This is a genomic window from Geomonas sp. RF6 (assembly GCF_021044625.1).
GTDB lineage: Bacteria > Desulfobacterota > Desulfuromonadia > Geobacterales > Geobacteraceae > RF6.
The window spans coordinates 1,796,998-1,812,119 of sequence record NZ_CP087999.1 but is presented as its reverse complement, the minus strand read 5'-3'; the positions used below and the strand labels follow the sequence as shown (position 1 = coordinate 1,812,119).

Sequence of the window (15,122 nt, the reverse complement as noted above, 5' to 3'; positions counted from 1 at the left end):
GTAGTGTGTGAAGCGCGACCAACACATACCCCAGGAGGAGCCCGCCATGTCCCACACGCATCTTACAGAAAATGAGCGATATGTCATCAGCCATTTGAAGGTGGCGAAATTTAGCCTTCGCGAAATCGGCCGTAGGCTTGGACGCCATCACACAAGCATCATGCGCGAGATTGCGCGCAACGGCCCGACATACCCCGATGGAGTTTACTGGTACACCTTCACGCATGGCACTGCGCTTAAACGTCGTCACCAGCCCAGGTCTTTCCGGCGGCAGGACAACGCCGATCTGGTCGCTTACGTTGAAGAGAAATTGATGCTGGATTGGCCACCTGAAGCCATTGCCGCCAGGCTCAAAATGGATTTCCCAATGGACCGGGCGATGCGCATCAGTCATGAAACCATCTACCGCTGGATTTACCTAGACGCCAGAGAAGGTGGCGAGCTTCACAAGCATCTTCGCCGTCGGAGGCGGAATCGCCGTAGGCAAACGCGCTACTGCGCAGGACGGCGGTTCATTCCGGGTCGAGTCTCAATTAAGGAGAGGCCGGCAGTAGTTGGTACCAGAGAACGATTTGGGGACTGGGAAGGCGACACGCTGCACGGTGCGAAAGGCGCAGGAAACCTTGCCACGTACGTTGAGCGCAAGAGCCGCTTTTTACTTGCCGCAAGACTCGCAGACAGAAGGGCCGCAACCATGACGGATCATAGCGCGAGGTGCTTCAGCCCTCTGCCCGAGATCCTCTGCCAGACAGTAACCGTTGATAACGGTAGTGAGTTTGCGGAATTCAAAGATCTGGAAACTAAGACAGGGCTTACCGTGTATTTCGCGGATCCTTATGCGTCTTGGCAGCGTGGCACCAATGAGAACACAAACGGCATCTTGCGGCACTACTTTCCGAAGGGGTTCGACTTCAGGACCCTATCAGAGGAAGAAATTCAGCAGGTCGTGAAACAGGTCAACGATCGACCACGAAAGTGCCTCGGCTACCGGACTCCTGCGGAAGTTCTGCGTGCATCATTCGGTGGTGCATTTACAACTTGAATTCACCGCTGTGGGGTCATAGCTGTGGGGTCAGGCTTTGCATATTGGCATTTGCCCTGACTCAATTCCCAGTTGCAAAGCCTGACCCGGCGACTGAGTCCGCGACTTCCATTGTAGCGGTTTTTGACTCGTCAGCTGACGGCGATGCCTCCATGGAAGCATCCGCGATGGCTTCAGCGGAAGTCCCACGGTCTCAAGGATTCTGGCGGATCTTCTCCTCTACCAGATCGGTGAAAACGGTGCGGCGATCCTTTGGATCGGTCAGTTTGCTGAGGAGCAACTCCCGGAAATCAAGCATCTCCCTCCACACCTCCCGTATCGAAGGGTCCCCTCGGCGGATGTGACTCTCAATGGCAAGTAGCGCGGTGTCGTCTCGTGTGCTGCGGAGGGTGACATCTGCGCCTGCAGCAATTAAGTCACGTGCGTGGGATAGATCACCCCGTTCCACAACATAGGTAAGAAGGGACTTGCCATTGGTCCTTCTTACATTGATGTCGCCGCCCCGGTGCAGTGCCAGCCTTAAGCCTGCCCAGTGAAAGTAATCCACAAAGTAGAACAAATAGGGTCTGCCTGCGCCGAGGATCTGGTTGGGGTCATAGCCAGCATCCAGCAGTGCTGCAACCGCTTCGGTTCGGGGTGGATTGAAGTGTTGTGTTATCGCAAGCACCGCCGGGGATCCTGCTCTGGGAATTATCTGATTTGGATTCGCTCCGGCACGCATCAGGCTAACAATGGCTTTGTGATCAGCTGTAACAACTGCAAACCCAAGCATAGTGATTTCTTGATAACCCGGGCTGTTTAAATCAACCCCATCCCGTACCGACTTCATCAACCGCTCTGTCTCGCCGCGTTGCGCCAGATGGTAAGCGGCGAGTTGCTGGCCTGAAAAATACCTCTCAGGATTCAGCGTGCTCCCGCTTGTTTCGCTACTACAGCTCCCAAGCAGAACAAGCAGAAGGCCGGCTGGAAATAGCCGTTTCAGAATATTTTCAGCCCTTGAGGAGCCTCGATTCGCCTTAAGTCGCACGATATCCTCCAAGACAGCGTCACTTCAAGGATTCTGGCGGATCTTCTCCTCTACCAGATCGGTAAAAACAGTGCGGCGGTCTTTTGGATCGGTCAGCTTGCTGAGGAGGAACTCCCGGAACTCGAGCATCTCCCTCCACACCTCCCGCAATGAAGGGTCACCTCGACGGATATGGTACTCAATGGCAAGTAGGGCGGTATCGTCTTGTGCGCTACGTAGCGTGACATCTGCGCCTGCTGCAATCAGGTCGCGTGCCTGAGATAGCTCTCCCCTTTCTACGACATACGCAAGAAGCGATTCGCCGTTTGACCTTCTCACATTGATATTGCCGCCCCGCTGCAGGGCAAGCCTCAGGCCTAGCCAGTGGCTGTAGTCGACAAAGTAAAACAAGTAGGGTGTCCCTTCGCCGAGAATCTGGTTGGGGTCATACCCAGCATCTAGCAGTGCTGCAACCGCTTCAGTTCGGGGTGGATTGAAGTGTTTTGTTATTGCAAGGATGGCCGGGGATCCTGCTCTGGGAATCACTTGATTTGGATTGGCTCCAGCCCGCACAAGGTTAACAATGGCGTCGTGGTCAGCTGTAAGTACAGCAAACCCCAGCATAGTAAGTCTCTGCTGCCCAGGACAGTTTAGGTCGACCCCTTCCTTTACAGCCTTGAGCAACCGCTCTGTCTCGCCGCGTCGCGCTAGATTGTAAGCGGCAAGTTGCTGGCCGGAAAAATATGTCTCTGGATTCATTGTGACTCCCTTTGTCTCGCTGCAGCTTCCAGTCAACAGAAGCAAAAGACTGGATGAAATGAGTTGCCTCAAAAGCCTCCTGATCTCAGCTGCCGGGGCAGTGTTTGCGGCAGGTCGCACGTTACCCTCCAACATAGCTGTTCAATCCTCCTTGATCCCTTCTTTTGTCTCGTTCAAGTGCCTCTATAACCTGAAGCATGGAATGCGCTTCGGTATTCGACTCCTCTGTGCTTGGCACGCTGAGATCTGGATCAATGGGTGCCAGCTCTCGGGGTGGGCCGGTTGTCACTGGCTTTTTCATTATGAACTGAGTGATGCCGCAATGTTGGGCGAAATATAGGGGGTCGGTGTGGGGTTCAAGAGGTGTAGACTCAATCATTTCACCATCGGCGTCACGATCAATGACCGTGGTACGATCGATTCTCATCTGACTCGGCCTTACATTATGCGTCAATGAGTATTGAGCGGGATCAAAGCCTGCGGGATTATATATGCGAGCAGAACTCCCTGAAGCTGCGGCAAACGCCTGTGCTTCAGATCCCCCTTTTGAGTGCCCCGTTGCACTAACTAAAGTGTCTATATCGAGCGATTTTTTTTCCGCACCTTTTGCGAGAAAGATCCCAAGCGCCGCAGCATTGGCCTGATGCGGTGCCTCGAAGCCAGCTTCATTTTGACCGTTATTGTTCCAGTCTGCCTCATCAAGCGTCGACCCACGGAAGGCTATTGTGTATTTGGGGCCAGGACCAAGTAACTCAACATCGCGCTCATACACCATTATCCTCTGGCTGGGGTTCTTTTCAGGATTCAGGAGGTCCGTGAGCTTCGCCTTGTCGACTCCAAAATCTTCCGCCATCTCATCAAGGGACGCCATCTTGAACCCAGGGGGCGCTTCATTTCGCAATGGCTTCAGGAACGCCTCCTGCTCAGCCTCTACTTCGTTCGCTGTGTAGGTATGAAGTGCCAGTCTCGCATCCTCGACTCGATCCATGTCCTTAGCAAGCCGATCCGCCGATGCCAGAATAGCTGTTTTCTTCGCAGGGTCTGCTTCAATAGCTGCATTATTCTGTGCTTTCCTTATCAGGTCGTGCCTTTTCTTCCTCCGCGACGCCTTTTCACTGCGCAGACACGGCATGTTCGGCGCCCCAGCCGGCTGGGTTGGATCTGTCCGGTCGAGCAGAGCATTGTACTCGCGGATCGCCTGCCTCTTCTTGAACTCGGGCGAACCCGTGCGTTCAGGCGTTTTCATTTCGCCCAGCTTTCCAGCTAGTCCTGCAGCAACGGCGGAAAGTCCGAAGGTCATAGTTCGCCGATCCGGATCATCTGTAGGAGATGAGCCTTGTCATCTTCAGCGATGGAGGGGTCTTGGAGTACAGCTGCATACTCCTTGATGGCATACGGATCGACACCGTCCCCGAGCCGCAGAATGGCGTACATGCCCATTAGCCGTTCCGACTTTATGCCACGGGCTTCCGCTTCATCGAGCGCGTTGGCGACGTGAGTGCACAGGACTTTCGGGTCGTTATCGGGAGCGACGGCCCCACTCGCAACCAGCATCTCTGCGACACGTTGAACGAATCGGGCGCGACCTAGAATCTCCATTTGCTCAGGGCTTATATCCATTTCATATCACCATTGTTCGTGGGGGCGCATCGAGCTGGCGGAATGGACTCCGCGCTCAGGAGTGTGAAATCCACAGCATATTGCCATCAAAAGAAAATTAGTCAATGCTAATTGTGTGAGGCGGGTTATCGCCAAAAGCAGGGAACGGGGCGGGCGACTGCCGCCGTGTCGCTAGTCTTTCGTCGACAGTGGATTATCGTCTCTTGAAAGCGGCTACGGCGGGGGAGGAGGGGCGGAAGTGGGGGGCGGAGTCAGACTTTGCATATTTGAACTTCCACCTGCTCGTGGCGCAAAAAAAGGGGGCTCACTTCTAGCCCCCTCGATTATTTCTTCAGAACGAACGGTACATGTGACGGGGTAACGGGCCCGAAAGCGCCCGTGACCTCGAGTGATGGTTACATGGTAAGGAGGCGGTTGAAGAACGAGCGGTAGCGGCGCAACGCAAGCCGGAGCTCTTCAGTGGAGACGTCGTCACCGCGGTCCCACTGAGCTTCGAGTTTCGCCCGCTCTTCGGCAAAACTCTCCGCCAGCTGTTTTATGGCCATCGCCACCAGATTGTCGGCCTGTTCCACGCATCGCCGCGGCTCATCGACAAAGCCGACCTGGACTTCGTCCCACCTGGAGCGCAGCGTCCTGGTCGCATCGGGTGAGAAGAGGGGCGTACTCTCCTCATCTGCTACTGCAGTCGGCGTAGCAGCAACGGGGGCAGGCTCCATCGCCTCTCCCTTGCCGACGTCAGCCAATGCTGAAGTGGTCAATCCTCTGTCTTCTCTTTCATCAAATTTATCATTCATGACATGATCTCCTCATTCCGTATCCTTTCGCACAGCTACAAGACCTTCTGATGCTTTTCTTCGAAGGTTGCCTCGGGCTTCTTCTCCTTCGCCGTGGTCATCTCAGGCCTGCCGGTGAGAGCAGCAAAGAGTTCTCTATAATGGATCATCGCTTGACGTAAGTCTTCGGTACTCGCTTCTCCTCTCGCGTGACGAAGCGCAATGGAGTGCCCCGCACGGTAATGCTCGACTACCCTCGGATGGCTCACGGAAATATCGTCCGCGCGCTGTTCAAAATCCCCGACCGGATAGCCGCGCTTCGACATGACCTCGCCCAGTAACTGGTCGGCTTCTGTCACCGCCCCCTTCGGGTCATCGACGAATCGCGTCTGCACGGCCTTCCAGGCATCGTTGTACCGGATGGCATCCTCCCGGGTCAGCGGCCGGATCGTCAGCCGGTCCACTCGTTTTCTGCGCTGCTCGAGTTCAGCTTCGGCGCGCGCCTTATCGCCGGTTTCCCTGAGAGTACGTTCGTATTCAGGGCCAAAGCGATCCTGCAATTGCTGACTGCGCCGTCTCTGATAGATCAGGAAGCCGACGACGGCGATCAAGGCGACAGCAAGGACCGCAATGATGATGTAGAGTGTCTGATTATCCATACCCCACCTCCTCTTGGTAGGCTTGAATCCACATATGTAGGCGATGCTCAGCCATCAATCAAGATTATACGAGAGACCGTTAATTACGTATACATTTCTGCGTCGCCGTCCGTACCGGCTGGTGACGGGGCGGGTAGCGGGCAGGAGGGAGCGCGCGGAAATTGGAGGGGTAGTGTTCGAGAGACGGCTCCAATTGAATATCGTTATCTGGAGGGTGTGGACACCTGAAATGGGTTTTAGGTGAGGATGGTGATTGGATGAAAATAGAAAGCCGCCTCCAGTGAGACGGCTAAGGTACGCTGGGATTTATTCCTGCCCTTCATTTCACGATCGGAATGTTGAGCTTACGTGCCGCATCATTGAGGCCGCCGTAGTTGACGACATCCCTGTAACCGAGCGTCTTTAGAGTTTGAAGTGCGATATCGCTTCTCCTGCCGCTGCGGCAGTATAGACCGATCTTCGTTCCCTTGTCCGGCGCAACACGGACAATATCGTCTGCAATTCTCTGATAGGGGATGAGGACGGCCCCCTCAAGATGCCCATCCTTCCATTCCGCCTCGCTGCGCACATCTATCACCAGCGACTTAGCCGCTGCGGTGCTGCCTGCGACGGCCAGCATCGGAAACGCAATGAGAGCCACAATCACAACCACGGTCAGCCTTATCAGCCTCTTCATCGATATCACTCCTGTTTTCAATAGTTAACAATTCGGGAAGGACGAGCGCTAAACGCCGATATCCTCATTCCAGAGTTCGGGCCTCTCTCGTACAAAATGCTCCATCAACTCCATGCATTCCCTGTCATTAATCACTTCGACGGTAACTCCTCGGGATCTGAGCAATTCCTCTTCGCCCATAAAAGTCGTGTTCTCGCCGATTACAACATGCGGGATTCCATAGAGCAGGATGGCGCCGCTGCACATGGAACAGGGGGAAAGGGTCGTGTAGAGTCGGCATTCCCGGTATGTGGCAGCCGGCAAGCGCCCGGCGTTTTCCAGTGCATCCATCTCCGCATGGAGGATGGCGCTCCCGTTCTGCACCCGCCGGTTGTGTCCACGACCGATGAGCCTCCCCTTATGGACAAGGACGGAGCCTATGGGGACGCCACCCTCTGCAAGCCCCTTTCGGGCTTCTGCGACCGCCTCCTTAAGGTAGTCCATTCTGTCTCCTGGTTGCCGACTCAAGCTGGCGGGTTGCCGTGGCATCATCCCGCGCCCGCCCCATTCTTTAGTCTGCACGGTAGCAATGATGATCCACAGCCCCCTCTCCGGCTGCACTGCTTGCCTCGCAGCTACAAGAGGGACCAGAACGCGCTCGTGAGCCCATGCTTTGCGAACAGCTCCGTAGCCTGCATGGCGCTGGCAGGCTCCCAGCTGAAATCGAGGCGTCTTGCATACCAATCTACCCCAAGATTATAGAGAGTTTCGGGGGCTACCACCGCTCCTTTCTGATAGCTTCTGGACTTCAGCCATTCTTCCAGTTCTCCTTCCGACCGGAAGGCTGCAATGTTCGCTCAGGTAAAGGCGATATCCTCCCAGAACGCCTTTGCGGGTACGAGAAAGTGAACGAGACCCTCTCCCTCCACGCGGCCCTCCGTGACGGAGAATCGCATAGGCTCGCCTGTTGCCGGAGAATGCGTTTCCAGTACCCCGTCCCCCATCAGTGCAAGAATGGAAAGCCCGTCCCAAACGCAGTTCGCGTACCAGCTCCTATCCCCAATGCGAACAAGGAAATCAGTCGGTATGGCCGAGAAGGGATGCGCCATCCACACTGATTCTGTGCCTGGAAGTAGAACAAGCCGGTGCTCGTCAGCCAGGCGCTGCAATGCCAGGCAGACATCACCTTCTGATGACCCAAGAGCAGAAGCAATGGTTGCGGCAGAAGGGGCAACAGAGGTGTCGCGCAGCGTCTGAATGACGTATGCTCGGACGTGGCGTTCGAAGTCGTTCATCTTGCCCTCCTTGCTTTCATATACGACCTGTTGCGCGGTTCGATCTTCGGGGGCGCTGCAGTCTTGCCGGGCTAGATGCTCGACTTTAATGTGGGGGCGGCCAGGGAAACTTCACTCATCCTGCACAATGACCTTGCTTCCTCCGCATCCAGGCTGACGGGCTTGGTCGTCAATGGGTTTAACTGTAACTGTCCTCTGGAAATGCACAACAGCTTTGCAGGCGGGAAAGACCCCTCTACAACTTTACATGCTGCTGTGATCTACGGATCCCTCACGCAGCCGATGTGCAACGTCACTGTATCGCCTTTGGCCATTCATATCACCGCTGCAGGTCGCATGCATACCAGGTACTCTACGGAGTGATATCTGACCATTGTGGTGAACCTTTTCTATTTGCAACAGGATTTGCTGTTCAGAGTAGTGCAACGACTGGATTAATGACTTATTAAAGCAGACGCTAGACTTGCTGCAGTTCAACATTTATACAAATGGTGCAAAGGGATTATTTTCTGTAGCGCAGTTGCCAATGCAGAAAAATGTGGAAATCTTTAAAGGTTGCCCGTTACATGAAGGTTTTGTTCTCCTTGCTCAATGTTACAAAAGAGAAGAAGCACAAAATCCAAGACAGGGAGGTACCATGTGAAGCTAAAATTCAGCTTAGATGGCAACTCTCATCAGGTCCGGGAGGCGAAGTGCCGGGAGATCATCACTCGGATGAGCACCAGTCGATTCTTCCCGGAGCCTTGGCACGGAACCGGGCTTTCCGCAGCCATTGCCACTGAGGCACTTGATCTCTACGGTGCCGATATTCTCGCGGCGAGCAGGGGAGACCGCGACAACATCGCCAAAAGGAACGAGACGTACATTCGCGTCAAAGCAATGATGGAGAAACTCTGCCACTACTGCGAGATCGTTGCAGGAGACAACATGGAGGCGTTACGAAGCTCGGGATTCGAGTTGAGGCGGCAGCGTGGGAAAGCAGCCTCATCCTCTCCCACCAAGGCAGTAAGTGAAGATGCACCACTCGAGCGGCCGGCGGAGACCGACGCTCAGTACCAGGGCGGAGCAGCTTGATCGGGGACGCCCCATGTAACGGAGCGGCAACTGCCGGCGTGGAGACTTCAGTCAAAGCGTCGGCAGTTTTTTTTCATAAGCTCCGAAGGTAACAACGAAGGGAGCTTTGACGCGTACAAAGGCCCTCCAGTTCTCACCGCAAGCCCCTTCGTCGGCTCCAAATCCCTCTGCTATGTCCCGGCAAGGCGCTTTGTCGTAACTCAAACCCATTGCCTCAACGAGACAACGCGCTCAAGTAGCACACAAGCCCCTTCCGGTGCCGGCCAAAGCCCCTCCGGTGACAGATAAGCCCGCTCGCCTAAGCCGAAACTCCCGTCTCGAAACCTTCAAGCAGCTTCCTATTACAACCAAAGCCCCTCCGGTATCAGGACGGCACCCTGGTAAGTCTGGCGATGGTATTGTTGTGACGCGGGAGACGGTTCTTCTGCTCCCAAAGCTCCGTTGGGAACAAAGTCATAGCACTTTGTTCTTGTGAAACTCTGCGAGAGGTTAAGGCGGCGCTAGCGGCGGAACGGGTGCATGCGGAAGTTCCGGTCCTGACGAAAGTGGCGGGGAGCGTGGTGGCCGGCATCGCGATCAACTGGACCAACCCCCGCATTAAGGATCACCCTTACTGCCGAAGATTTCGTTAAAGGTATCCTCACCACAGGCGATAACGGATACAGCGAACGCGCCGCGGCAGCCGTCACTTCACAGAGGGAAGGGAGACAGACCCATGTACTCCGCGAATGAAATCACAGTTTACGAAGCAAAGGAAGTCGCCTCCATAAGGGAATGGAAAGAGCTGGAACCGGGGGTGGTGGGGCAGGCTCTCGGCATGGTGGCGGCGCCGCTATCGTGGCTCGTTCAAAAGGTCGTCCCGGAAAAGGCGATTCAGGGGGTACTGGAGGCGGCAAACTGGGCGGGGGGGCAACTCGCCGACACCGGAGACATACTGCGTGACGGAGAGGTGAGCGACATCGCGGAGTTGCGCTGCAAGAGCCTCGAGCTCTCCGACAGGCTCGCCGACACGGTCCACAACTGGGCGATCGGAATGGGGACGGCGGAAGGGGCGGCGACCGGGGCGACCGGTCTACCGGGGATGGCGGTCGACATCCCGGCCATCATCACCCTCGCCCTGCGCACGGTGCACAAGATCGGGCTCTGTTATGGGTTTGAGTGCCGCACCGAAGAGGACAGGCAGTATGTACTGGGGGTGCTCTCCGCCTCGGGGGCCAACACCATGAAGGACAAGATCGAAGCACTTCTTACCCTGCGGACGATCCAGGAGATGGTCCTCAAGCAGACTTGGAAGAAGATGGCAGAAAAGGCCGCAGGGCAGCAGCTCTCCAAAGAAGGCGCCATCATTGCGATCCGTAACCTCGCCAAGCAGCTCGGGATAAATCTCACCAAACGCAAGGCGCTCCAGGCCATCCCGGTGCTCGGTGGCGGCATCGGTGCGGCGGTGAACGGCTCATACATAAACGACGTTGGGTGGGCGGCACGGCGGCTGTTCCAGGAGCGGTGGCTTGTGGAAAACGGCAAGATCATGGAGATCTAGTCACGTGTGTTTTTGACGATCCGAGAGCGGAGAAGGGTCGATTGCCCGCACCCTCCGGTGCTGCACCCGTGAACACGGTTCTGCACAAGACGGCACAGGGGAAGATAATTTCGGAATGGGCAAAGAACCTGGAATGCTGGAACTCCTTCAGGGAGTCGAGCTTCAGTTCATGGAAGCCGGCAATCCCCGAGGCCGGCCGCCTGCGCAGGGGACAGTAACGTGGCGGCACACCCGGGGGCGCCGGTGCCCCCGGGGTGGTGCAGCGAGTTCTGCTGCAGATAAAACAAAGTACAGACGAAAAATGGAGAACTGCCCTGGCAGCTCGAAGGAGTGAAGTCAACGTCTCTAACGCGCTGTACCTCATCCTCAAGCCCGCCACCCGCCGGCTCGACGAATCCCTCTCTGCAGCGAGGCGCAACCCGCCGCGCTGCCCTTTCGCCGCATACCCGCTGCCCTGGCAGCTGCATTCCCACGCCTTTCCCTCTGGATCGCCGGAAACGGTGCTCCGTGACGTCCCTGGGTATCCGCTGCCTTTCCTGCCCGCATCCGACCTTACAGGTACCTCTGTGGAAAGGTCCTGAACGGTTTATGAGGCGTCGTGAGCATGACGTTGGCTCTACCGCGGAGATGCGCACCCACAGTATCAACTCATCGCAAGAACGCGGTACCCCCTTGGGGGCCCCTTGTAGGGCCTTCCAGTAGCAGGACTATTTTGCACGCCGCAACCGCGGACAGGGAAGCCGTCGGCGTAAGGCTGGCAGGAAGGTTCGTAACGCCCCCGCCGTCGAGAAACTTGACATGAGCGTCTATATGCACTACTTCTTAGAGTAATTACTCTACATTGGAGGCGCCCATGAAAATGTTGCTCATCCAGCCCCCCAGCAACGATCCGCTCATGGATCAGGTCTATCTGTTCGAGCCGCTAGCCCTCGAATACGTGGGCGCCGGCCTTAGGCAGAATGGGTACACGGTGCGCCTGCTCGACTGCCGGCTCGAGCCGGATTACGAGACCGTGCTGCGCGAGATGCGCCCCGATGTGGTCGGCCTCACCGGCTATACCTGTCACCGCACAGTCATGCAGACCATGGCCGGGCGGGTAAAGCAACTTCTTCCCGATGCCTGGGTGATCGTCGGTGGCCACCACGCCACGGTGGCCCCGGAGGATTTCAACAGTGCGGAGATTGACGTTGTGGTCATTGGCGAGGGGGTCTTCACCCTGCGGGAAGTGCTGAGGGCACTCGCCGAGAAGAGCGCCCTGGACGCCATCCCCGGGCTCGGCATCCCCCGCCCGGAGGGGATGCTCTTTACCCCGCCGCGCCCCTACACCGACCTGAACCTCCTCCCCATGCCGGATCGCTCCCTCACCAGACAGTACCGAGGACGCTACTTCAGCGAATGGTTCAAACCACTCGCCTCGGTGCGCACCTCGCTCGGCTGCACGGCCCGCTGCACCTTCTGCGCCTTGTGGAAAATCACTGGCGGCAGGTACCTGCGCCGTGACCCGGAGCGGGTGGTGGCCGAACTTCTGACGGTCGAGGAACCGAACGTCTTTTTCTGCGACGACGAGTCGATGTGCGACACCACGCGGATGGACCGTCTGGCCGACCTCATCGCCGCGGCAGGTATCCGGAAGAACTATTTTCTGTACGGCCGGGTGGACACCATCGTCAACCATCCGCAGCTCTTCGCCAAATGGGCAAAGATCGGACTCGTTCAGGTATTCGTGGGGATGGAGGATTTCTCCGACGCCCGCCTTGCCGCCATGAACAAGGGAACCACCACCGGCCAGCAGAGGGACGCGGTGCGCATTCTACGGGAGTTGGGGGTGATGATGTACGCGTCGTACATGGTCGATCCAGAGTACGGCGCGGAGGACTTTGCAGCCCTCAAACGGCACGTGCGGGATATGAAGCACAACTACGCCACCTTCACGATCATGACGCCGCTCCCGGGAACGGAGCTGTACGAAAGGAACAAGGGCCGGATGCTTTCCCATAGGCCGGAGCTGTTCGACATGCTCCACACGCTTCTGCCCACCCGGCTGACGCCGCAGGAGTTTTATGCGGAGGTGACAACACTGTACACCTCGGCGGTACCGTTGTACCGCGCGCTGCCGGCGCTGATGCGCTTCGGCCTGCACGGTATGTGGCTGCGGGCAAGGCTCTTCGGCCAATTCGTGGAGAAAATGCGCCGCGCCCATCTCGACTATTAGGTGCATCTGTGGCAGAGTGTCGCCATGAGCACCCGCGACAGGATCATCGAGACGGCCATTCGTCTGTTCAACGACAAGGGGACCAAACCTGTCACCACGAACCACATAGCTGCGGAATGCGGAATGAGCCCCGGGAACCTCTACTACCACTTCCGGAACAAGGAGGCGATCATCCGTGCCATCTTCGAGCAGATGACCCAGGTGAGCGTGCAGGATTACGGTGCCATCGCCCACCGCCATGACCTGGGGACCGTGGAGGGTATCGCCGGCACCTTTGCCTTCATCCAGCAGTTCAACTGGCGCTACCGCTTCTTCAAGCGCGAGTTGACTGCCCTGGTGATGGCCGACCCGCTGCTGGGGGAACAGTTTCGCGCAACTAACGCCCTGATGCGTTGCATGATCCACGACGCCATCGAACGGGCGCTCGCGGCCGGGCAGGTGAAATCGCTGACGGAACCGGAGATAGACATATTTGTGGATGCGGTCTGGACCCTCGCGCTGTTCTGGGTGAATTACCTCGAGATCGGCGGGGAGGAGGTTACCGACGCGACCTTGGCGCGGGGGAACGAAGTGCTGATGATGATCATGAAGCCGTACTTAAAAGGGGAAGAGGATAGGGCGCATCTTCCTTCGAGTGCTTAGGAGAAGGGGGCCGCCCTGAGGGAAGGAGGGGACCGCTTGAATATATACATTGCTTCTGCCCGTAATAAGAAAAGCCGCCGCGTAGGAGACTGCTTTTTGCTGCACATTACGCGCGGCTCAAAGTTCTCATTGTGTTAAATGGTGCCTGTCCCCCTCCGCAGTCCGCAACCGCTGAGCGTGAACATAGGCGGGGTCAGTCCTCGCATTTTCGAATTTGCCAGTTCGAAATTCCCCGAATGCAAAGCCTGACCCCGGGACCTCTTCTGTGAGCTTTACAGTTCGCCAAGAACCGCTGCGAACCTGCCGGTGACCTTGCCGAACCCGCCCTCGGTGGGATGCATCTCGTTTGCCCACCATTTCTTGTAGTCCGCACCGCATGAAAGGGTGTTGCGCAGGTCGACGTACCGCACGTGCGCGAAGGCGCGAATCTTCGCCACCTCCGCCAGCATGTCGTTGAACCGGTCGATCAGCACCCTGGTCATCTCCACTCGCTGCGTCAGGTCGCCATATCCCTTCTCGCGAAATCCGGGCTCCAGCCACGGCCCGGGGAGCGGTCCCCACCCTCCCATGTACCCCCGCCCGTCGGGGACCGGATAGTCGTACCCGTGTATCAGGATCGGAATCGCCCCAGCGGTGAAGGGTTCGCACACCACCGTGACGGCACTCAGGATGAAGACGTACGCGGTGAATGCGGTCATTTACAACGCCCTCGATCACCTTGTCGTTCAGCCCGGCGATGGCCGAGCCAGCATGATTGATCAGCAGTCCGAATGCCGCGCCGGTGATGTCGTTCCCCCCGCCGGAGAGAAGGACCGCCTTGGGCTTGGTGCCCCTCCTGATCACCTTCTCGAGGGAGCGGGTAAAATCGTCCAGTTGATGCTCACCATAGGCCATGATCTCGATGGCATCCCCCTTGTGTGCCACGGACTCCACCTCGTAGGCCTGATCATCCTCCAGAAGCTTCAGCACATCGTGCAGGGGGTAATCGAACCACGAATCCCCCTCCGCCACCAGCACCCCCGCACTTGTAAACCCGGCCACCGTGGCGGGGGCAGTTGTGACGATAGGCTCTATCTTCAACGCCTTCATCTTGCGCGCATGCGCCTTCAGCGTCTTCTCACGCCTCTTCAGGGCTGCGCTCCGCGCCATCAGGACCTTCTGCGCCTGGTTCCGGCCATCTTCCAACGCCGCCTGCGTCACCGAGTCTTTTTGCATCGATCCCCCGCGTTTTGCCGGTTAGCTGGACACTCCCCCCTTCCCGCGTTTCCCTTATGCGCGACATCGGTCGCTCAGTAATCATCGTTCATGGTAGCGTCCGGGAGAGGGATTGCAATTCTGGTATTCGGACAGTAGCGAGGGGATCTTCTTTCAGCGAAGGCAGGCGCTCTACATTCTTGCTCTCGTCGTGATAAGAAAAGCCGCCTCCTTGGAGACGGCTTTTTGCTGTTTTTTGGCGGAGCACATGGGAATCGAATAAAGGGTTTAACTAACTGTAATAAAGGGGTAATGAATGTTGGATTTTCGGGCTGCTACCCAGAATATTACCCATCCTTTTTGTGACAGGTTGCTTCAGCCGCCTATCTAAAAGGCTGGCCGGATACGCAGGAGTACAGATGCGAGCCTCCAGTCCCCCCCCTCTAGATGCGAAGACCCTGCAAAGGTGGACGGCCGGCAACGGCCTCGTGGTGGGGGACAAGCGGTCGACTGCCGTGCATCCGCGTCCTTCATCAGTCGGATGAAGAGAGACAATTGTGAAGTGTGGCGCGCGGCAGGACAATCAGGTTACGGCGGGCGAGGCCACACTCCCCGTAGATTGGCCAACGAGCCGCGTTTTGCCGAGGCGGC

17 protein-coding genes are annotated in these 15,122 nt (G+C 57.1%); 7 read left to right on the top strand and 10 right to left on the bottom strand.

Annotation, left to right across the window (positions count from 1 at the left end; translation table 11 throughout):
• Positions 1-46 precede the first annotated feature (46 nt).
• On the top strand, positions 47-1,042 hold the full coding sequence (locus LPW11_RS07755; protein ID WP_230994357.1) for an IS30 family transposase: 996 nt from the start codon (positions 47-49) through the stop codon (positions 1,040-1,042).
• A 193-nt stretch (positions 1,043-1,235) separates the two neighbouring features.
• Here LPW11_RS07755 and LPW11_RS07750 read toward each other — a convergent pair whose 3' ends face one another.
• From LPW11_RS07750 to merB, 9 genes are all read right to left on the bottom strand, one after another.
• The gene (locus LPW11_RS07750; RefSeq protein ID WP_230997553.1) at positions 1,236-2,069 is read right to left on the bottom strand and encodes an ankyrin repeat domain-containing protein; all 834 of its coding nucleotides are present in this window, start codon (positions 2,067-2,069) and stop codon (positions 1,236-1,238) included.
• Positions 2,070-2,093: 24 nt separating this feature from the next.
• Positions 2,094-2,942 carry an ankyrin repeat domain-containing protein gene (locus LPW11_RS07745; protein WP_230997552.1) on the bottom strand — a complete coding sequence of 283 codons (849 nt, stop codon included), beginning with the start codon at positions 2,940-2,942 and terminating at the stop codon, positions 2,094-2,096.
• Entirely contained in the window at positions 2,929-4,107 is a 1,179-nt protein-coding gene (locus LPW11_RS07740) for a hypothetical protein (protein ID WP_230997551.1), read from the bottom strand. Before LPW11_RS07740 ends, LPW11_RS07745 begins: the two co-directional genes overlap by 14 nt.
• A complete protein-coding gene (locus LPW11_RS07735) occupies positions 4,104-4,427 on the bottom strand; it encodes a hypothetical protein (RefSeq protein WP_230997550.1) in 324 nt (107 codons plus the stop codon). The genes LPW11_RS07740 and LPW11_RS07735 overlap by 4 nt, the downstream gene beginning before the upstream one ends.
• Before the next feature lie 395 nt (positions 4,428-4,822).
• Complete coding sequence (locus LPW11_RS07730) at positions 4,823-5,221, bottom strand: hypothetical protein (RefSeq protein ID WP_230997549.1); 399 nt, start codon at positions 5,219-5,221, stop codon at positions 4,823-4,825.
• 35 nt (positions 5,222-5,256) lie between these two features.
• The gene (locus LPW11_RS07725; protein WP_230997548.1) at positions 5,257-5,859 is read right to left on the bottom strand and encodes a hypothetical protein; all 603 of its coding nucleotides are present in this window, start codon (positions 5,857-5,859) and stop codon (positions 5,257-5,259) included.
• Positions 5,860-6,178: 319 nt separating this feature from the next.
• The gene (locus tag LPW11_RS07720; RefSeq protein ID WP_230997547.1) at positions 6,179-6,535 is read right to left on the bottom strand and encodes a rhodanese-like domain-containing protein; all 357 of its coding nucleotides are present in this window, start codon (positions 6,533-6,535) and stop codon (positions 6,179-6,181) included.
• Positions 6,536-6,583: 48 nt separating this feature from the next.
• Positions 6,584-7,018, bottom strand: coding sequence for a nucleoside deaminase (locus LPW11_RS07715; protein WP_230997546.1), 435 nt, complete (start codon positions 7,016-7,018; stop codon positions 6,584-6,586).
• Between the two features lie 353 nt (positions 7,019-7,371).
• Positions 7,372-7,809, bottom strand: a complete 438-nt coding sequence (merB, locus tag LPW11_RS07710) for an organomercurial lyase (protein ID WP_230997545.1) — start codon at positions 7,807-7,809, stop codon at positions 7,372-7,374.
• 714 nt (positions 7,810-8,523) lie between these two features.
• On the opposite strand from merB, the gene LPW11_RS07705 reads away from it, so the two are divergent.
• The 5 genes from LPW11_RS07705 to LPW11_RS07685 all read left to right on the top strand — a co-directional run bounded on the left by LPW11_RS07705 (position 8,524) and on the right by LPW11_RS07685 (position 13,277).
• Positions 8,524-8,883 (top strand): hypothetical protein, encoded by a 360-nt coding sequence (locus LPW11_RS07705; RefSeq protein ID WP_230997544.1) that lies wholly within the window; start codon positions 8,524-8,526, stop codon positions 8,881-8,883.
• Between the two features lie 715 nt (positions 8,884-9,598).
• Positions 9,599-10,423: an EcsC family protein gene (locus LPW11_RS07700; protein WP_230997543.1), complete on the top strand. Its 825-nt coding sequence runs from the start codon at positions 9,599-9,601 to the stop codon at positions 10,421-10,423.
• A 68-nt stretch (positions 10,424-10,491) separates the two neighbouring features.
• The gene (locus tag LPW11_RS07695) at positions 10,492-10,641 is read left to right on the top strand and encodes a hypothetical protein (protein WP_230997542.1); all 150 of its coding nucleotides are present in this window, start codon (positions 10,492-10,494) and stop codon (positions 10,639-10,641) included.
• 635 nt (positions 10,642-11,276) lie between these two features.
• Positions 11,277-12,635 (top strand): B12-binding domain-containing radical SAM protein, encoded by a 1,359-nt coding sequence (locus tag LPW11_RS07690; protein ID WP_230997541.1) that lies wholly within the window; start codon positions 11,277-11,279, stop codon positions 12,633-12,635.
• A gap of 24 nt (positions 12,636-12,659) precedes the next feature.
• Positions 12,660-13,277, top strand: coding sequence for a TetR/AcrR family transcriptional regulator (locus tag LPW11_RS07685; RefSeq protein ID WP_230997540.1), 618 nt, complete (start codon positions 12,660-12,662; stop codon positions 13,275-13,277).
• A 272-nt stretch (positions 13,278-13,549) separates the two neighbouring features.
• On the opposite strand, the gene LPW11_RS07680 is transcribed toward LPW11_RS07685, so the two are convergent.
• Positions 13,550-13,975: a hypothetical protein gene (locus tag LPW11_RS07680; protein WP_230997539.1), complete on the bottom strand. Its 426-nt coding sequence runs from the start codon at positions 13,973-13,975 to the stop codon at positions 13,550-13,552.
• A 359-nt stretch (positions 13,976-14,334) separates the two neighbouring features.
• Between LPW11_RS07680 and LPW11_RS07675 the strand changes: the two genes are divergently transcribed.
• Positions 14,335-14,517: a hypothetical protein gene (locus tag LPW11_RS07675; RefSeq protein ID WP_230997538.1), complete on the top strand. Its 183-nt coding sequence runs from the start codon at positions 14,335-14,337 to the stop codon at positions 14,515-14,517.
• The last annotated feature ends 605 nt before the right edge of the window (positions 14,518-15,122 follow it).